The following is a 17,988-nucleotide window of genomic DNA, read 5'->3' as shown; positions in this document are numbered from 1 at the left end:
CCCCCCCCCCCCGCGCCCCCCACCCCGTCTTGCCGTCCCCCGTTGTCGCAGCCGCGGCGGCGCGCGCTGTTGTCCCGCCCCCCCGGCCCCCCCCCCCCCCCCCCGCTCCTACGGATTAGCACGCAGCTCGGTCAGGGCGTGGCCCTGACCACCAGAGCGGTGGATGTGAAAAGCGACATCCACCCTACAACTGATCACGAAGTCACGAACACGAGGTATGCCATGCAACATAAAGCCGCACTCAGCCAAAGCGAAGTCAGCCAGATCCTCCAGGCAGCCCGCAGCGAAGCGCAGCAACAGGGCTGGGCCGTGGCCATCGCCGTGGTCGACGACGGCGGTCATCCACTGGCCTTGGAGCGCCTCGACGGCTGCGCGCCGATCGGCGCCTACATCGCCACCGAGAAGGCGCGCAGCGCCGCCATCGGCCGCCGCGAAACCAAGGGCTACGAAGACATGGTCAACGGCGGCCGCAGTGCCTTCCTCAGCGCACCGCTGATTACTTCATTGGAGGGTGGCGTGCCGGTGCTGGTGGACGGCCAGGTGGTCGGCGCCGTGGGCGTGTCCGGGGTCAAGGCCGAGCAGGATGCGCAGGTGGCCAAAGCAGGTATTGCGGCCCTTTAAACATGCGGCGCAGCCGCCAACTGATGACCTTCTCCCTCTGGGAGAAGGTGTCACGAAGTGACGGAAGAGGGTTCCAACAGACAACGACTGGCCCCTCTAGCAAGCGATTAGACAGGAGAACAGCAACATGACCGAACGCGTGCAATGTCAGCGCCTGCAAGTAGCCGCCGAGCTCAAGCAATTCATCGAAAGCGAAGTGCTGCCTGGCAGCGGTATCGAGGCGGCGGCTTTCTGGAGCGGTTTCGACGCGCTGGTGCACGACCTGGCGCCGCGCAACCGCGCCCTGCTGGCCGAGCGCGATCGTCTGCAGACCGAGCTGGATGCCTGGCATCGCACCAACCCCGGCCCGATCCGTGACATGAATGCCTACCGCACCTTCCTCGGCTCCATCGGCTATTTGCTGCCGCAGCCGAAGCAGGTCAAGGCGACCACTGCCAACGTCGACAGCGAGATCGCCACCCAGGCCGGCCCGCAGTTGGTGGTGCCGGTGATGAATGCACGTTACGCGCTGAACGCCGCCAACGCCCGCTGGGGCTCGCTGTACGACGCCCTGTATGGCACCGACGCGATCAGCGAAGAAGGCGGCGCCAGCAAAGGTCCCGGCTATAACGAAGTACGCGGCGCCAAGGTGATCGCCTTCGCTCGCGCCTTCCTCGACCAGGCCGCGCCGCTGGCCAAGGGCTCGCACGCCGATGCCAGTGCCTATGCCGTGGTCGCCGGCCAGCTACAGGTGACCCTGAGCGGCGGAGCACAGACCTCCCTGGCGCAACCAGAGAAGTTCGTCGGTTTCCAGGGCGAGGCTGCCACGCCGAGCGCCGTGCTGCTGAAGAACAACGGCCTGCACTTCGAGATCCAGATCGACGCGGGTAGCCCCATCGGCCGCACCGACGCCGCCGGGGTGAAGGACGTGCTGATGGAAGCGGCGCTGTCGACCATCATGGACTGCGAGGACTCCGTGGCTGCAGTCGACGCCGCCGACAAGGTGGTGGTCTACCGCAACTGGCTGGGCCTGATGAAGGGTGACCTGGCCGAGGAGCTGGACAAGGGTGGCAAGCGCATCACCCGCCGGCTCAATGCGGATCGCGTCTACACCGCCGCCGATGGCAGTGAACTGACCCTGCACGGTCGTTCATTGCTGTTCATCCGCAACGTCGGCCACCTGATGAGCAACCCGGCGATTCTCGACGGTGAAGGCTTTGAAATTCCCGAGGGTATCCTCGATGCCGTGGTCACCAGCCTGATCGCCCTGCATGACCTGCAGCGCCGTGGCAACTCGCGCACCGGCAGCGTGTATATCGTCAAACCGAAGATGCACGGGCCGTTCGAAGTGGCCTTCGCCAACGAGCTGTTCGGTCGTGTCGAACAGCTGCTGGGCATGCCCGCGAACGCGCTGAAGATGGGCATCATGGACGAGGAACGGCGTACCAGCGTCAACCTCAAGGCCTGCATCGAGGCCGCCAGCGCGCGCGTGGCCTTCATCAACACCGGCTTCCTCGACCGTACTGGCGACGAGATGCACACCGCTATGGAAGCTGGCGCGATGCTGCGCAAGGGCGACATGAAATCCAGCGCCTGGATCCAGGCCTACGAGCGCAACAACGTGCTGGTCGGCCTGGCCTGCGGGCTGCGCGGCAAGGCGCAGATCGGCAAGGGCATGTGGGCCATGCCGGACCTGATGGCAGCCATGCTCGAACAGAAGATCGGCCACCCCAAAGCCGGCGCCAATACCGCCTGGGTACCGTCGCCAACCGCCGCCGTGCTGCATGCCCTGCACTATCACCAGATCGACGTGCAGGCGGTGCAGAGCGAGCTGGAACTGATCGACCTGGCCAGCCAGCGCGACAGCCTGCTCAACGATCTGCTCAGCGTGCCGGTCAGCGCAGAGCGGCCGTGGAGTGCCAGCGATATCCAGCAGGAGCTGGACAACAACTGCCAGGGCATCCTCGGTTACGTGGTGCGCTGGGTCGAGCAGGGCGTCGGCTGCTCCAAGGTGCCGGATATCCACAACGTCGGTCTGATGGAAGACCGCGCCACCCTGCGTATCTCCGCCCAGCACATCGCCAACTGGCTGCACCACGGCGTGGTCAACGAGGCCCAGGTGCGCGAGACGCTGCAGCGCATGGCACAGGTAGTCGACGGGCAGAATGCCGGCGACCCGGCCTACCGCCCGATAGCGCCGAGCTTCGAACAATCCCACGCCTTCCGCGCCGCCAGTGACCTGGTGTTCAAGGGCCGCGAGCAGCCGTCCGGTTACACCGAGCCGCTGCTGCATGCCTGGCGGCTGCGCTTCAAGCAGGAGGCCTAAGTAATGTGGGAGGGGCTTTAGCCGCGACAAACCAACTACAAAAAGCTCGCGGCTAAAGCCCCTCCCACTGAGCAGTAACAAGCCCTGACGGTTTCTGACCGTCGGGGCTTTCGAGCATGAGCGCGACGATGGGTGATCCCTGCCGTCGCGGCTCGCGGAAAGGCCGGTGCCGTGGTGCCCGGCCCTTCCAGATGCGTGGCGCCGGGTATCCCCGGAAAACTGTGGTTCACAAGAAAAAGAAGGAACCAACCCATGAGTCAAACGCTGCTGTCCATCCTGGCCTTCGTGCCGCTGGTGCTAGCGGGTGTACTGCTGATCGGCTTTCGCTGGCCGGCCAAGTACGCGATGCCGCTGGTGTTCGTCCTCACCGCCCTGATCGGCCTGCTGGCCTGGGACATGTCCCTCAACCGGGTCATCGCCTCCAGCCTGCAGGGGCTGATACTCACGGCCGCGATCCTGTGGATCATCTTCGGCGCGATCCTTCTGCTGAACACCCTCAAGCACTCGGGAGGTATCGCGGCAATTCGCCGGGGCTTCTCCAACATCAGTCCTGATCGGCGCGTGCAGGCGCTGATCGTCGCCTGGCTGTTCGGCTGCTTCATCGAGGGCGCCTCCGGTTTCGGCACCCCGGCTGCCGTGGCCGCGCCGTTGCTGGTCGCCCTGGGCTTCCCGGCTCTGGCCGCGGTGGTGCTGGGCATGATGGTGCAATCGACGCCGGTATCCTTCGGCGCAGTGGGTACGCCAATCCTGGTGGGTGTCGGTTCGGGCCTGGACAGAACCGGCATCACCGAGCAACTGGTTGCCACCGGCAGCAGCTGGGAAGCCTTCTTCCACCTGATCTACTCGCGGGTAGCCATCACCCACGGCCTTATCGGTCTGCTGATGCCGCTGATCATGGTGATGATCATGACCCGCTTCTTCGGCAAGAATCAGAGCTGGAAGGAAGGCCTGGCCGTCGCGCCGTTCGCCATCTTCACCGCCTTCGCCTTCTCCCTGCCGTACATGGCGGCTGGCGTATTCCTCGGCCCGGAATTCCCCTCGATGATCGGCGCCCTGGTCGGCCTGGCCATCGTGGTGCCGGCCGCCAAGGCCGGCTTTCTGCTGCCCAAGGACACCTGGGACTTCGCCGATGCCAGGGACTGGCCGTCCGACTGGATGGGCAAGATCGAAATGAAACTGGAAGAGGTGGCCGGCAAGGCGCCGATTTCGGTGCCCATGGCGTGGGCGCCCTACCTGCTGCTGGCGGTGTTCCTGGTGATCTCGCGCACCTTCCCCGAGGTGAAAGCGGCACTGATGAGCGTTACCTTCGGCTGGAAGGACATCCTCGGTGAGACCGGCGTATCCGGCACCATCGAGCCGCTGTTTCTACCGGGCGGCATCCTGTGCATGGTGGTGCTGGTGACCTTCTTCCTGCATCGCATGCGCTTCTCCGAGCTCAAGGCGGCTGTAAGCGAGTCGAGCAAGACCCTGCTCGGTGCCGGTTTCGTGTTGATCTTCACCATTCCCATGGTGCGTATCTTGATCAACTCGGGCGTCAACGGCAGCGACCTGGTGTCGATGCCGGTGGCCATGGCGCAATTGGTGGCCGACAGCGTCGGCGGCGTGTATCCGTTCTTCGCCCCAGCGGTCGGCGCACTGGGCGCCTTCATCGCCGGCTCCAACACCGTGTCCAACCTGATGCTGTCGCAGTTCCAGCTCAATGCTGCCGAGCTGATCGGCGTGTCCGGGGCGATGATGGTCGCTGTGCAGTCGGTCGGTGCGGCGGCGGGCAACATGATCGCCATTCACAACGTGGTGGCGGCCTCGGCTACCGTTGGTCTGCTCGGACGCGAAGGTATCACCCTGCGCAAGACCATCCTGCCGACGCTCTACTACCTCGCCGCAGCTGGCCTGGTCGCGGTGGTGGCGATGTATGGCATGGCACTAACCGATCCGCTGATGACCGCTCGCTGACCGATGACGGGCCGTGCACTGCGCGGCCCGACTTTGGTTGGTCCCTGGCTGGCGGCGATTGCCGCCAGCCCGCTTGGCGCGTCAGTGCAATTGCGGTAGCTTGCGTCGCGCAACACCGTGAGATTGGCCTGAGGTTTTTATGAAAAAGTGGCAATGCGTGGTCTGTGGACTGATTTACGACGAGAGCCAGGGCTGGCCGGATGACGGCATCGCTCCCGGCACCCGCTGGGAAGACGTGCCGGGAGACTGGCTCTGCCCTGACTGCGGCGTCGGCAAGATGGATTTCGAGATGATCGAAATCGGCTGATCACGCCTGGTTTTCACAAAACGGCGACCCTCGGGTCGCCGTTTTTTGCTTGATATTCTGCCGTCAGACTATTCGCCGCCGACGGCGAAATTCGGCAGGCTGTTGACCGGCTGACGGAAGTTGAAGGGAATGGACTCGACCGCCAGGCCGACGTTGCGCTGCACGACGAAGTGCAGGTGCGGGCCGGTGCTGTTGCCGGTGTTGCCCGAGCGCGCCAGCAGGCTGCCGGTTTCCACGCGCTGGCCCTCGCGCACGCTGACCGATCCCTTCATCAGGTGCAGGTAGACTCCCATGGTGCCGTCGTCATGCAGGATGCGCACGAAGTTGCCGGCAGGGTTGTTGCCTCGGCCGCTCTGCTGGTTCTCGGTCTTCACCACCATGCCAGCGCGTGCAGCGACGATGGGCGTGCCTTCAGGCATGGCGATATCCACCGCATAGCGGCCCTTGGCCGTGAAGTGGCTGTAGGTGCCGTTGGCGCCCTGGGTCTGACGGAACGGACCGCCACGCCAAGGCAGCGGATAGCGATGGATGCTCGGCTGCAGTCGCGGGTCGCCGAGGGCGTAGCGCAACCTGGGTGTGTAGCGCAGCGGCTTCGATGCATCCTGCGCGGTGAGGGTAGCGAGGCGGATATTGCTGCGCGGTGGCAACACCCAGCGAATCGGTTTGTCCGGCGCGCCGATGGCGTTCTGTACCTGCTCCAGCTTCAGTTCGATTTCCACCGGGGCATACAGGTCATTGCGAATCAGCAGGGTTTCACCGGCTTCGTGCTTCTTGGTTTCCAGTTTCACCTGGTTGTCCAGGCGCTCGACCATGCGATCGTTGAACACGAACACCTGTGCGCCAGGCGCAGCCTGATCGCTATAGGTGACTACGCCGTTCTTGTCGACGTACTTGTAGATGGTCAGCGCAGCGGCCTGGCTGCAACAGACCAGCAGACTGCAGAGAATAATTAGACGCCCTAGCATAACGGCTCGGATCTTATGGCTTTTTGATATCCGGGTTAGCAAGACTAGCAGCGCAGCACGGAGCGCGCGAGACACCGACCGTCAGGCTGTGAACCGGCTCACCGCCATTGGTCGGCACAGCGCCGCGGATTGCATGTGGCTACGCGCCGGGGCTGAAATGCTTCTGCGCAGTGCCGCGGGCGATCAGCCGCGACAGGTAATCGAGTTTCTGCGGGTCACGGTCGACGAATCGGAACGTCAGTTGCAGCCATTCGCTGTCGGGCTTGGGTTCGAACGCCACCACCGCATGCAGGTAGCCATTGAGCCGAGCGGTTTCCGCTGCTTCGCCCTGCTCCAGGTCGAGCACTGCACTCTCCAGCACCTGCGGCAGTTGTTCGGTGCGTTTGACCACCAGCAGTGCCTCCTTGAGGCTCAGCGCCTTGATCACACAAGCCATGCTACCCGCCGGCAAACGCAGCTGACCCTGGCCACGACCGGCTGGCGACTTGCTCGGGGCTGCCGGCGCTGGTGCTGCGCTCGGCTCAGCCTGGCCCGCAGCCGGCACCGGAGCACTGGGCTTGACCACCTCGGCCTTGCCGCCGGTGAGCGCGGCCAGCGAGTCATTGGCGAAGCTGCCGCTGCTGAGCATCTTCGGCGGTGCGCTGGCGGCCAGGCTCTGCAACTTGCCGGCGCGGCTCAGCGCCTTCTTCACCTTGGTGACCAGCTGTTCGTTGGAGAAGGGCTTGCCGATGTAGTCGGAAACACCAGCCTGGATCGCCTGCACCACGTTCTCCTTGTCACCACGACTGGTGACCATGATGAAGGGCGTGGTTTTCAGGTTGTCCTGCTCGCGGCACCAGGTCAGTAGCTCGAGGCCGGACATCTCCGGCATTTCCCAGTCACAGAGGATCAGGTCGACCACCTGACGGCTCAACATCTGCTGGGCCTTGCGGCCATTGATCGCTTCCTCGATCTGTACGCCGGGGAAATTATCGCGCAGCCCTTTCTTGACCAGATCACGGATAAAGGTCGCGTCATCCACCACCAGCACACTGACTTTGCTCATCGGCCACTCCTGTACGAATGGCAGTAAGCATAGTCATGGCCAGTGGCCTAAGGCCAACGGAAAACGTCGGACGTGCAATAAATCGCGCAAACGAAACGGCCCGGGATTTCCCGGGCCGTCAGCACGAAGCAGGCGTCAGTCCCTGGACTTGCCCTCGACCTCTTCACGCATGCGCGTCAGACCGATGTGGCGCACATCGGTACCACGCACCAGGTAGATCACCAGTTCGGCGATGTTGCGCGCGTGATCGCCGATACGTTCCAGCGAGCGCAACGCCCAGATCACGTTGAGCACGCGGGAGATCGAACGCGGGTCTTCCATCATGTAGGTGACCAGTTCGCGCAGCGCGGTCTTGTACTCGCGGTCGACGGTCTTGTCGTACTGCGCCACCGACAGGGCCAGGTCGGCATCGAAGCGGGCGAAGGCGTCCAGTGCCTCCTGCACCATCCGGCGCACCTGATCACCAATATGACGAACCTCGACATAGCCACGCGGCGACTCGCCCTCCTCGCACAGCTGGATGGCGCGCTTGGCGATCTTGGTCGACTCGTCGCCGATGCGCTCGAGGTCGATCACCGACTTGGAGATGCTGATGATCAAGCGCAGGTCGGAGGCCGCCGGCTGGCGACGGGCGAGAATACGCACGCATTCTTCGTCGATGTTGCGCTCCATCTGGTTGATCTGGTCGTCGATCTCGCGCACCTGCTGGGCCAGGCCGGAGTCGGCCTCGATCAGCGCGGTGACGGCATCGTTGACCTGCTTTTCCACCAGGCCGCCCATGGCCAGCAGGTGGCTGCGCACCTCTTCCAGCTCGGCGTTGAACTGCTGGGAGATGTGCTGGGTAAGGTTGTCTTTGTTGATCATGTTTCGCTCCGCGAAAGCTGCCAGCTTGGGTGACCATGGTGCGCATGGCGCACCCTACACGTTGAGTTTCAGCACTAAGGCCCTTGGAAAATGCTCTCTGGTGCGAAGGGCGCGCGCTGACAGTACGGCGCCCGACAAAGCCAGGGAGTATTTGCCATGGCCTTAGCCATAGCGACCGGTGATGTAGTCTTCCGTCTGCTTCTTGGCCGGGTTGGTGAACAGCGTATCGGTATCACCGAACTCGATCAGCTTGCCCATGTACATGAACGCGGTGTAGTCGGAAACGCGCGCCGCCTGCTGCATGTTGTGGGTAACGATGACGATGGTGTACTTGCTCTTGAGCTCGTAGATCAGCTCTTCGACCTTCAGCGTGGAGATCGGGTCGAGTGCCGAGCAGGGCTCGTCGAGCAGCAGCACTTCCGGCTGCACGGCCACGGTCCGAGCGATGACCAGGCGCTGCTGCTGACCACCGGACAAACCCAGCGCCGAGTCGTGCAGACGGTCCTTGACCTCATCCCACAGCGCCGCGCTCTTCAGCGCCCACTCCACGGCCTCGTCGAGCACACGCTTGCTGTTGATGCCCTGGATACGCAGGCCATACACCACATTTTCGTAGATGCTCTTGGGAAAGGGGTTGGGCTTCTGGAACACCATGCCGACGCGGCGGCGCAGCTCGGCCACGTCCTCGCCCTTGCGGTAGATGTTGCGCCCATCGATGTTGATCTCACCTTCCACACGGCAACCGTCGACCAGGTCGTTCATGCGGTTGAAGGTACGCAGCAGGGTCGACTTGCCGCAGCCGGACGGGCCGATGAAGGCGGTCACACGCTGCTTGGGGATATCCATCTTGACGTCGAATAGCGCCTGCTTCTGGCCGTAGTACAGGTTCAGGCCAGGTACGGCGATGGCCGTGGTCTCGTTGGCCAGGCTCAGGCTCTGCTTGTCGCGGCCGAGTGCGGCCAGATCGATACCGTGGGTATGGGTTTCGTGTTGCATAAACTCACTCCGTTCGTAGCTACAAGCTGCAAGCTGCAAGCTGCGCGCCGGTGGCGCGCGACTCGTAGCTGCGTTAGTGATCCAGCGCCTTGTACTTCTCGCGCAGGTGGTTACGGATATAGACCGCGGTCAGGTTGAGCAGGGCGATGACGATCACCAGCAGCAACGCCGTGGCGTAAACCAGCGGACGCGCAGCCTCGACGTTGGGGCTCTGGAAGCCGACGTCGTAGATGTGGAAGCCCAGGTGCATGATCTTCTGATCCAGGTGCAGGTACGGGTAGTTGCCGTTGAGCGGCAGGGTCGGTGCCAGTTTCACCACACCCACCAGCATCAGCGGCGCCACCTCACCAGCGGCACGTGCCACGGCCAGGATCAGGCCGGTCATCATCGCCGGGCTGGCCATCGGGATGACCACCTTCCAAAGCGTCTCGGCCTTGGTCGCACCAAGCGCCAGCGAGCCTTCGCGCACTGCACGCGGAATCCGCGCCAGGCCTTCCTCGGTGGCAACGATGACCACCGGCAGGGTAAGGATCGCCAAGGTCAATGAGGCCCACATCAGGCCCGGCGTGCCGAAGGTCGGCGCCGGTGCGGACTCAGGGAAGAACAGTTGGTCGATCGAGCCGCCCAGCACGTAGACGAAGAAGCCCAGGCCGAATACGCCGTAGACGATCGAAGGTACGCCAGCCAGGTTGTTCACCGCGATGCGGATGACGCGGGTCAGTGCGCCCTGGTGCGCGTATTCACGCAGGTACACCGCAGCGATCACGCCGAACGGGGTAACGATCACCGCCATCAGCATGACCATCAGCACGGTGCCGAAGATGGCCGGGAAGATACCGCCTTCAGTGTTGGCCTCACGCGGCTCGTCGCTGACGAATTCCCACAGCTTCATGGCGTAGAAGCCGAGCTTGTCGACAGTACCCATGGCGTTCGGACGGAAGGCGCGGACAATCTTGCCCAGTTCGATTTCAGTCTGACGACCATCGCTGGCGCTCAGGGTCACACTGTCACGGTTGATCTGCTGGGTCAGCGCCACCATGCGCTCTTCGAGCACCTTGTACTCGGCATTCAGCGCATCGCGGCGAGCGTCCATGTCGGCTTGCGCGACGTCATCCAGCTTGCCCTGCAACTGCAGTTTGCGGCCTTCCAGACGGATCCGCTCAAGGCTGTGGTTGATGCGGCCGATGTCTTTCTTCTCCAGGCGCACCAGTTGCGCATGCAGATCATCGACGCGATCCAGACGCTCTTGCAACGCAGCCCAGGCCGCATCACCCTCGGCGATTACCTGACCGCTTTCCTTGACGTTGACTAGGTTGCCGTAGAAGTTGCCCCATTCGCGACGCTCCAGCACCGTAATGCCCGCTGGCTTGCGCGGGTTGCTCAGCCACTCGCCGACCACCCAGGTGAAGTCGGCGCCGAACAGCTCGCGGTTACCCACTTTCATCAGCTCGCGGGTCATGAATTCGCCGCCCTCTTCGGCGACCGGCAGGCCTGCGGCCGCAAGACGAGCGCGCGGCACTTCCTCGACCTGCACCACCTCACCCAGCATCACCCGCGCTTCCTGACCAGGCACCTGGTAGTCTGCTTCGAGGATGTCGGCCGGCCAGAAGTGGCCCAGGCCACGAGAGGCGATCACCGCCAGCAGACCAAGGGTCATGATGATGGCGATGGCAACCGCGCCACCGCTCATCCACACGCCCGGAGCGCCGCTCTTGTACCAGGATTTCAGGTTGTTCTGTTTCACGGACATATACCTTCCAAAACCTTAGAGCGACGAATACTTGGTGCGCAGACGCTGACGGATCAGCTCGGCCAGGGTGTTCATGACGAAGGTGAACAACAGCAGCACCATGGCGGCCAGGAACAACACACGGTAGTGAGTGCCGCCAACCTCAGACTCGGGCATTTCCACCGCGACGTTGGCCGCCAGGGTGCGCATGCCTTCGAAGATATTCATGTCCATGATCGGCGTGTTGCCGGTGGCCATCAGTACGATCATGGTCTCGCCCACCGCGCGGCCCATGCCGATCATCAACGCCGAGAAGATGCCCGGGCTGGCGGTGAGAATCACCACGCGGGTCAGGGTCTGCCAGGGTGTCGCACCGAGGGCCAGGGAGCCGAAAGTCAGGCTCTTGGGCACACTGAACACGGCGTCTTCGGCGATGGAGTAGATGTTCGGGATCACCGCGAAGCCCATCGCCAGGCCCACCACCAGGGCGTTGCGCTGGTCGAAGGGAATGCCCAGGTCGTTGGACAGCCACAGGCGCATATTGCCGCCGAACAGCCAGTTTTCCAGATGACCACTGATGCCGATGGAGAACCAGCCCACGGCAATCACGACCGGGATCAGCAGCGCCGCTTCCCAGCCCTCGGGAACGCGATGGCGGATGGACTCAGGCAGCTTGGTCCAGAGGAAGCCGAACAGCAGGATGCCCACCGGCGTCAGCAGCAGCAGGCTGAAGATGCCGGGTAAGTGGTTCTCCAGAAACGGCGCGAGGAACAGACCGGCAAAGAAGCCGAGAATCACCGTCGGCAGCGCTTCCATCAGCTCGATCACCGGCTTGACCTTGGTGCGCATGCGCGGCGCCATGAAGTAGGCGGTGTAAATCGCTGCCGCGATGGCCAACGGAGCAGCCAGCAACATGGCGTAGAAGGCCGCCTTGAGCGTACCGAAGGCCAGCGGCGAGAGGCTCAGCTTGGCCTCGAAATCGGTGTTGGCCGAGGTCGACTGCCAGACATAGTCAGGCTCCGGATAGCTTTCGTACCAGACCTTGCCCCACAGCGAACTCCAGGAGATTTCCGGGTGCGGGTTGTCGACCAGGAAACGCTGCAGCTTGCCATCCGACTCCACCAGCACACGACTGGCACGCGGCGACAGGGCAGCGATGGCGCCGCCTTCGGCGACCTGCTGCTTGAGCAGGGTGCGGTGCGCGGTGCTGTGGAAAATGCCCAGGCGGCCGTCGGCATCCAGCGCCATGAAACCCTTGCGGCGCTCCTCGGGCAGAATCTGGGTGATCGCGCTGCTGCCCAGTTGGAAGCTGCGGATCGACTGGAAAGTGGACTTGCCGTCCTTGTCACGCACCATGAACCACTGCTGGATGCCGCCCTTGGCGTCACCGATCATGATCGAGATACCGCCGAGCAGGCTGGTGGCGCTAGTCACACTGTTGGAAGCATCCTTGAGCAGCTCGTAACGACCATTGAGGCTGCGCTTGCGCAGGTCGAAAACGTCGGCACTGGAGCTGCCGTTGAATACGTACAACCACATCTGACGCGGGTCGAGAATCAGCTGGCTGATCGGCTCACCGATCTGCGGCAGGTTGATGCGCTCCTCGCTGACGCTCACCTCGCCGGTGAACAGGTTCTCTTCACGGCTCAGGCTGATCAGGTGCAGCTCATTGCCGGTGGAGCCGGCCAGCATCAGCGTACCGCTGTTGAGGTTGATGGCGATGTGCTCGAGTGGTCGGCCTTGCGGATCGACTTCGATAGCTGCCTCACCGTAGGGGTACTCGATCTGTGGTGCGATCGTGCGCACGTTGTCCGGGTAGCTGATCTTGTAGTTGTGCTGAATGATCAGCGCCTGGCCGTTGGACAGGCCCAGTACCACGCGGCGCGTGCCTGGCTGATCCTGGCTGACGGACGCAACCGAAACACCCTGCGGCAACGGCAACTGCAGACGCTGCAGGGCTTCGCCGGTCTTGAGTTCGAAGAACTGCACGGCACCGGAAGCGTCCAGGCGCATGGCCACCTGGTTCTGTTCCTCGATGGCCAGCATCAATGGCGCTTGCGCCTCAGCCAGCCAGGCCGGTTGCTGAGCCTGGCGAGAGGGCAGTTCAGCGCCCTGGAACATGGGCAGCACAACGTGGGCGAGATAGAAGAAGATCAGGGTGATGGCGCCCAGAACCGCCAAACCACCGATGGAGACATACCAACGCGCCATACGATCCTTCAACGCGCGCATACGGCGCTTGCGTTGCAGGGCAGGCGTATTGAAGTCGATCCCTAGCGGATTCTGCGAACGGTTCATGGATTCGTTTGCCAAGTCATTCATGCGAGAAGTCTCTGCGCGAGCTTGATTGCAGCGCATACGGCTGCCCAGGCTTGTCAATTTAGCGAGCTTGTGTGACAGAAAGATTACAGCCTGCTGACATGACGAAGCCCGCCACCCATAAGGTGGCGGGTTCGTCGAATGGCCTGGCTACCAGAGCCAGGCCATCACACTGGAAGCCTTACAGGCCCAGTTCCTTCATCGCTTTTTCGGCTACCTTGGACGGCAGCGGGATGTAACCGTCTTTCATCACGACGTCTTGGCCCTGCTTGGACAGCACCAGCTTGATGAACTCGGCATCCAGCGGGCTCAGCGGCTGGTTCGGTGCCTTGTTCACGTAGACGTAGAAGAAGCGGGCCAGCGGGAACTTGCCAGCCAGGGCGTTTTCTTCCGAGGCTTCGAAGGCTTCACCGCCCTTCTTGGACAGCGGTACGGCGCGAACGCTGGAGGTACGGTAGCCAATACCCGAGTAGCCAATGGCGTTCAGGGTGCTGGAGATCGACTGCACCACAGAAGCCGAACCCGGCTGCTCGTTGACGTTGGATTTGAAGTCGCCTTTGCACAGGGCTTCTTCCTTGAAGTATCCGTAGGTGCCGGATACCGAGTTACGACCGAACAGCTGCAGCGGCTTGTTTGCCCACTCGCCGGTCAGACCGAGATCACCCCAGGTCTTGATGTCCTTGTCGTTACCGCACAGGCGGGTGCTGGAGAAGATCGCGTCAACCTGCTCGATCGACAGCGACTTGATCGGGTTGTCCTTGTGCACGAACACCGCCAGGGCGTCGATCGCTACCGGAACGGCGGTCGGCTTGTAGCCGTACTTCTCTTCGAACGCCTGGATTTCGCTGTCCTTCATCGGACGGCTCATCGGGCCCATGTTGGCGGTGCCTTCGGTCAGCGCGGGTGGCGCAGTGGAGGAACCAGCGGCCTGGATCTGGATGTTCACGTTGGGGTAGTTCTTCTTGAACTCTTCTGCCCACAGGGTCATCAGGTTGGCCAGCGAATCGGAACCGACGCTGGACAGGTTGCCCGACACACCGGAAGTCTTTTCGTAGTTCGGCAGAGCCGGGTCGACGGCGGCTACAGCAGATACGGCGCTTACGCCAGCGGCGGCGAAAGTCAGGGCCGCCATCAAACGCTTCAGTTTCATGCCTTGCTCCTAGCAGGATAGTGTTGGATGGAACGGGCCCAAGTATCTGCAGGCCACGTGACCACTCTATGAAACGAATGTGACAGTTAAATGAACGTCGACGAGTTTCGGGTGTGACCGATAAAGCGCTTCGCGTGGGTTGGGGGGGAAGTGCGGGGGATACTGGACTGGCGTATTTGTGTGCGTATCGCTTACTGGCTTAGCACTATCCATTACCGAGTCCACTGAGCGTTTGGGTTGCGCCCCTTACGGGCGCCGCTCCGGGGGCCGGCTTACAAGGGCCGTCCATGGCCCTTTAAGCCTCTCGCCGCATCCATGCCGCTCGTCCCCCTACGCAACACCTAAGTTCGGCCTCCTGAAGGGGACCGGACCGCGAGCTTGCGAAATCTCCGGAAGATCAAAGTCGGTAGCGTTTGGCTTTTGCTCTTCAACTGCGATGGTACAGACGACGCCCAAGTCCCCTTCAGGAGGCCGAGTGGAATCGCCGCGTAAGGGGTTGAGCGACATGGATGTCGCGAGAGCTGCGATGGGCCAGGGATGGCCCTTCGCAGCGTGCCCCTGGAGTGGTGATGGAACGAGGGAACCCCGGCGCAGCCGGGGCCGGATGGTGGGGTGCCCTTCTCTTTGGTTACTTTCTCTTGGGCAAGCAAGAGAAAGTGACTCGCCCGTAAGGGGCGAAACCAAGACGAAAGATCGACACGCCAATGATCCTTGCCCGGATATAAATAGCGCTAAAAGAACACACAAACTTGCCGCCCTGGCCTGCCCATCCCCAATAAAAAGCCCCCACACGCAGTGCGTGCAGGGGCTCGTAACAACGTCGCAGTGATTACTGCATATTCTGCTTCAGCGCGCGCATACGGTCGTGGCAAGCCCGCACCTTGGGCATCTCCACGGCCAACAGGACACGGACGTCATTGTCCGCGCTTTCCAGCGCATCCTCGAACGCATGCAGGATGCGGTCTTCCGCTTCCTCCAGTTGTGCCACATAGGTGGCATCTTCATCCTTGGCCAGGGTCGCGCGGGTGTCGGCGTAGAACTGACGCAGCTTGCCCAGCATGGTGCCGCCGGACGCCGGCTCGCTCTGGTTGGCCGCAACCTTGACGCTCAGGGCGTCGATCACTTCGGTCTTGGCACGCACCATGTCGCGGAACAGCGCCTGCAGGCGGATGTCCTTGACCTCTTCGTGGGCATGCTCATAGAAGCGCTTGCCGTCACGGGTGATTTCGATCAGTTCATTGAGTTGTGCGGTCTTGCTGCTCATGGATTCTCTCCTTGGCGATGGGACTTGCGGGTTATCGGCCGCTCCAGCGGCCGCGATTGCTTGGTTCAACTGTTGATACGCAGGGCATCTGCATCGACGCCACGCACGCCGCGAATGTTGCGGGCGATCTCGACCGCCAGGCGCTTCTCGGCGCTGCTCAGCACACTGCCGCGCAGGCTGACGAGACCGTCGTCGGTGTTCACCGAAATGTTCATGGCATCCAGGTTACGGCTGTAGAGAAAGCTGGCCTTGACCTTACTGGTGATCCAGCTGTCGCTGATGTTCTCGCGCGCTTCGTCGAGGGTGGTTTGCACTTCGCTGCTACTGCTGTCGGCAGTGCTGATGCTGAGGTGGTTGAACACCTCGCGCACACCATCGGTATTGGCTGCCAGTTGCCCCGCCAACTCCTTGGCCGCGGGCGTCTGGGCGTGACCACTCAGGGTGATGTTGCCGGTCTCGCTCTTGACCTGAATGTCCAGGCCGCGGGTGTTGCTGTTCCACAGCAGCTTGGACTTGACCGTGGCGGCGAGGCTGGCGTCCTCGAGACGCTGCACCATCCCCGGCGGGTTGCCCTCGACGGCATCGCTGCCGACTTCGATGCGATTGTTCACCGAGTCGATGCCCTCTATGCTCAGCGCCACCTGCTCGGCCAGCTCCTTCTGCACGTCGTTCTCGACCTTGCCACCGAGGGTGGCCACACCATCCTCCACGTCGATCTTGAGCTTGAACGGGTTGAGATGGCGGTTGAGCGCGAAGGCAGTCCAGATTGAGCCTTCCTGGCGCGCAGCCTCGAGCTGCGAAGCCAGCGCGCCCTCGGCGGCCTGGCTGGCCAATGGAGTCAGGCCGAGCAGCAAAGCAGTGCTGGCGGCCAGCATCAAGGGTTTGAACGGGGGCATGAGTTCACTCCTGTTCGTGAGACGATACGAGGAATATCGCAAGCCCCATGCCAGCCAAGAGCGAACATAAAGTTCATGTAAAACAATAACTTAAACACAATAAAGGCACCCTGCCTGCATGCAGGGTGCAGTACCTGCGCATTCAGGCCGTGCAACTTGCACGGTTTTTACCTGACTAAGCTGCATCGACCAGCAAGACGGAGCACATACATGGCAGTTGCAGAGCAAACCAGCGGGCGCATTCTGCTGGTGGATGACGAAGCGGCAATCCTGCGTACCTTCCGCTACTGCCTTGAAGATGAAGGCTATGACGTCGCCGGGGCCAGCAGCGCAGCGCAAGCCGAAGCGTTGTTGCATCGACAGGTGTTTGACCTGTGCTTCCTCGACCTGCGCCTGGGCGAGGACAACGGTCTCGACCTGCTGGCGCAGATGCGCATCCAGGCGCCGTGGATGCGCGTGGTGATCGTCACTGCCCACTCGGCCGTGGACACGGCGGTCGACGCCATCCAGGCCGGCGCCGCCGATTATCTGGTCAAACCCTGCACCCCCGATCAACTGCGCCTGGCGGCCGCCAAGCAGCTGGAAGTGCGTACCCTGGCCGCGCGCCTGGAAGCACTGGAGGGCGAGGTACGCAAGGTCAAGGACGGGCTCGATTCACACAGCCCGGCGATGATGTCGATCCTGGAAACCGCGCGCCAAGTCGCGGCCACCGATGCCAATATCCTCATCCTCGGTGAGTCCGGCACCGGTAAGGGCGAGCTGGCCCGCGCCATTCACGGCTGGAGCCGCCGCGCCAAGCGCACCTGCGTGACCATCAACTGCCCGTCGCTGACTGCCGAGCTGATGGAAAGCGAATTGTTCGGCCACGCCCGTGGCTCCTTCACCGGTGCCAGCGAAAGCACCCAGGGCCGCGTCAGTCAGGCCGATGGCGGTACCCTGTTCCTCGACGAGATCGGCGACTTCCCGCTGACGCTGCAACCCAAGCTGCTGCGCTTCATCCAGGACAAGGAATACGAGCGCGTCGGCGACCCGGTCACGCGCCGCGCCGATGTACGCATCGTCGCCGCCACCAACCTGGATCTCGACGAAATGGTCCGTGAGGGGCGTTTCCGCGAAGACCTGCTCTACCGCCTCAACGTCATCACCCTCAAGCTGCCGCCACTGCGCGAACGCCACGAAGACGTGATATCCCTGGCCGAACGCTTTCTCGCCCGTTTCGTCAGCGACTACGGCCGTCCGGCCTGCGCCTTCAGCCCCGAAGCGGCAGCGGCTCTGCAGGCCTATCGCTGGCCAGGCAATATCCGCGAACTGCGCAACGTCATCGAGCGTGCCAGCATCATCTGCCAGAGCGAGACCGTGGAGATTGCCCACCTCGGCCTCGGTGGCAGCAACGAAGCACCAACCAGCACCGTGCGGGTCGGCGCACCGATGAGCCTCGAGGAGCTGGAGAAGGCCCACATCGCTGCGGTATTGGCCAGCAGCAGCACCCTCGACATGGCGGCCAAGACACTGGGTATCGATACCTCGACCCTCTATCGCAAACGCAAGCAGTACAACCTCTAACCATGGGACCA

14 protein-coding genes are annotated in these 17,988 nt (G+C 62.7%); 5 read left to right on the top strand and 9 right to left on the bottom strand.

All coding sequences use genetic code 11. The features are described 5' to 3' along the window. The first annotated feature begins 222 nt into the window (after window positions 1-222). From EGJ86_RS08690 to EGJ86_RS08675, 4 genes are all read left to right on the top strand, one after another. Entirely contained in the window at window positions 223-621 is a 399-nt protein-coding gene (locus tag EGJ86_RS08690) for a heme-binding protein (protein ID WP_125834795.1), read from the top strand. Between the two features lie 127 nt (window positions 622-748). Further along, window positions 749-2,926, top strand: a complete 2,178-nt coding sequence (locus EGJ86_RS08685) for a malate synthase G (protein ID WP_125834794.1) — start codon at window positions 749-751, stop codon at window positions 2,924-2,926. Between the two features lie 252 nt (window positions 2,927-3,178). Beyond that, window positions 3,179-4,879 carry an L-lactate permease gene (locus EGJ86_RS08680; protein ID WP_125834793.1) on the top strand — a complete coding sequence of 567 codons (1,701 nt, stop codon included), beginning with the start codon at window positions 3,179-3,181 and terminating at the stop codon, window positions 4,877-4,879. Between the two features lie 139 nt (window positions 4,880-5,018). Next, the gene (locus EGJ86_RS08675; RefSeq protein WP_125834792.1) at window positions 5,019-5,186 is read left to right on the top strand and encodes a rubredoxin; all 168 of its coding nucleotides are present in this window, start codon (window positions 5,019-5,021) and stop codon (window positions 5,184-5,186) included. A 68-nt stretch (window positions 5,187-5,254) separates the two neighbouring features. Here the strand turns inward: EGJ86_RS08675 and EGJ86_RS08670 are convergent, their stop codons facing one another. From EGJ86_RS08670 to EGJ86_RS08630, 9 genes are all read right to left on the bottom strand, one after another. After that, entirely contained in the window at window positions 5,255-6,151 is an 897-nt protein-coding gene (locus EGJ86_RS08670; protein WP_125834791.1) for a M23 family metallopeptidase, read from the bottom strand. A gap of 139 nt (window positions 6,152-6,290) precedes the next feature. After that, window positions 6,291-7,196, bottom strand: coding sequence for a response regulator (locus EGJ86_RS08665; protein ID WP_125834790.1), 906 nt, complete (start codon window positions 7,194-7,196; stop codon window positions 6,291-6,293). Between the two features lie 135 nt (window positions 7,197-7,331). Beyond that, the gene (gene phoU / locus EGJ86_RS08660) at window positions 7,332-8,060 is read right to left on the bottom strand and encodes a phosphate signaling complex protein PhoU (protein ID WP_099524911.1); all 729 of its coding nucleotides are present in this window, start codon (window positions 8,058-8,060) and stop codon (window positions 7,332-7,334) included. A gap of 162 nt (window positions 8,061-8,222) precedes the next feature. Beyond that, a complete protein-coding gene (pstB, locus tag EGJ86_RS08655) occupies window positions 8,223-9,056 on the bottom strand; it encodes a phosphate ABC transporter ATP-binding protein PstB (protein WP_013713351.1) in 834 nt (277 codons plus the stop codon). Between the two features lie 73 nt (window positions 9,057-9,129). After that, window positions 9,130-10,806 carry a phosphate ABC transporter permease PstA gene (pstA, locus tag EGJ86_RS08650; RefSeq protein ID WP_177432800.1) on the bottom strand — a complete coding sequence of 559 codons (1,677 nt, stop codon included), beginning with the start codon at window positions 10,804-10,806 and terminating at the stop codon, window positions 9,130-9,132. A gap of 15 nt (window positions 10,807-10,821) precedes the next feature. Then, complete coding sequence (locus EGJ86_RS08645; RefSeq protein WP_125834789.1) at window positions 10,822-13,107, bottom strand: ABC transporter permease subunit; 2,286 nt, start codon at window positions 13,105-13,107, stop codon at window positions 10,822-10,824. 178 nt (window positions 13,108-13,285) lie between these two features. Next, window positions 13,286-14,254 carry a PstS family phosphate ABC transporter substrate-binding protein gene (locus EGJ86_RS08640; RefSeq protein WP_106734706.1) on the bottom strand — a complete coding sequence of 323 codons (969 nt, stop codon included), beginning with the start codon at window positions 14,252-14,254 and terminating at the stop codon, window positions 13,286-13,288. A gap of 829 nt (window positions 14,255-15,083) precedes the next feature. Next, window positions 15,084-15,518, bottom strand: a complete 435-nt coding sequence (locus EGJ86_RS08635) for a PA2169 family four-helix-bundle protein (RefSeq protein ID WP_017676439.1) — start codon at window positions 15,516-15,518, stop codon at window positions 15,084-15,086. A 65-nt stretch (window positions 15,519-15,583) separates the two neighbouring features. Beyond that, complete coding sequence (locus EGJ86_RS08630) at window positions 15,584-16,414, bottom strand: BON domain-containing protein (RefSeq protein WP_106734709.1); 831 nt, start codon at window positions 16,412-16,414, stop codon at window positions 15,584-15,586. A 210-nt stretch (window positions 16,415-16,624) separates the two neighbouring features. Between EGJ86_RS08630 and algB the strand changes: the two genes are divergently transcribed. Then, complete coding sequence (gene algB, locus EGJ86_RS08625) at window positions 16,625-17,977, top strand: sigma-54-dependent response regulator transcription factor AlgB (RefSeq protein ID WP_125834788.1); 1,353 nt, start codon at window positions 16,625-16,627, stop codon at window positions 17,975-17,977. The last annotated feature ends 11 nt before the right edge of the window (window positions 17,978-17,988 follow it).

Source organism: Pseudomonas sp. o96-267, from assembly GCF_003935465.1.
GTDB lineage: Bacteria > Pseudomonadota > Gammaproteobacteria > Pseudomonadales > Pseudomonadaceae > Aquipseudomonas > Aquipseudomonas sediminis.
Note: the sequence above shows the minus strand (reverse complement) of the source record. Positions and strands in the feature narration are given on the sequence as shown.

What these genes read in the sequence shown, in the direction of transcription:
- pstA (WP_177432800.1), bottom strand. Translation starts at nt 10,806, where the DNA reads ATGTCCGTGAAACAGAACAACCTGAAATCCTGGTACAAGAGCGGCGCT.
- EGJ86_RS08645 (WP_125834789.1), bottom strand. Translation starts at nt 13,107, where the DNA reads ATGAATGACTTGGCAAACGAATCCATGAACCGTTCGCAGAATCCGCTA.
- EGJ86_RS08635 (WP_017676439.1), bottom strand. Translation starts at nt 15,518, where the DNA reads ATGAGCAGCAAGACCGCACAACTCAATGAACTGATCGAAATCACCCGT.
- EGJ86_RS08665 (WP_125834790.1), bottom strand. Translation starts at nt 7,196, where the DNA reads ATGAGCAAAGTCAGTGTGCTGGTGGTGGATGACGCGACCTTTATCCGT.
- EGJ86_RS08675 (WP_125834792.1), top strand. Translation starts at nt 5,019, where the DNA reads ATGAAAAAGTGGCAATGCGTGGTCTGTGGACTGATTTACGACGAGAGC.
- EGJ86_RS08640 (WP_106734706.1), bottom strand. Translation starts at nt 14,254, where the DNA reads ATGAAACTGAAGCGTTTGATGGCGGCCCTGACTTTCGCCGCCGCTGGC.
- algB (WP_125834788.1), top strand. Translation starts at nt 16,625, where the DNA reads ATGGCAGTTGCAGAGCAAACCAGCGGGCGCATTCTGCTGGTGGATGAC.
- EGJ86_RS08630 (WP_106734709.1), bottom strand. Translation starts at nt 16,414, where the DNA reads ATGCCCCCGTTCAAACCCTTGATGCTGGCCGCCAGCACTGCTTTGCTG.
- phoU (WP_099524911.1), bottom strand. Translation starts at nt 8,060, where the DNA reads ATGATCAACAAAGACAACCTTACCCAGCACATCTCCCAGCAGTTCAAC.
- pstB (WP_013713351.1), bottom strand. Translation starts at nt 9,056, where the DNA reads ATGCAACACGAAACCCATACCCACGGTATCGATCTGGCCGCACTCGGC.
- EGJ86_RS08680 (WP_125834793.1), top strand. Translation starts at nt 3,179, where the DNA reads ATGAGTCAAACGCTGCTGTCCATCCTGGCCTTCGTGCCGCTGGTGCTA.
- EGJ86_RS08685 (WP_125834794.1), top strand. Translation starts at nt 749, where the DNA reads ATGACCGAACGCGTGCAATGTCAGCGCCTGCAAGTAGCCGCCGAGCTC.
- EGJ86_RS08690 (WP_125834795.1), top strand. Translation starts at nt 223, where the DNA reads ATGCAACATAAAGCCGCACTCAGCCAAAGCGAAGTCAGCCAGATCCTC.
- EGJ86_RS08670 (WP_125834791.1), bottom strand. Translation starts at nt 6,151, where the DNA reads ATGCTAGGGCGTCTAATTATTCTCTGCAGTCTGCTGGTCTGTTGCAGC.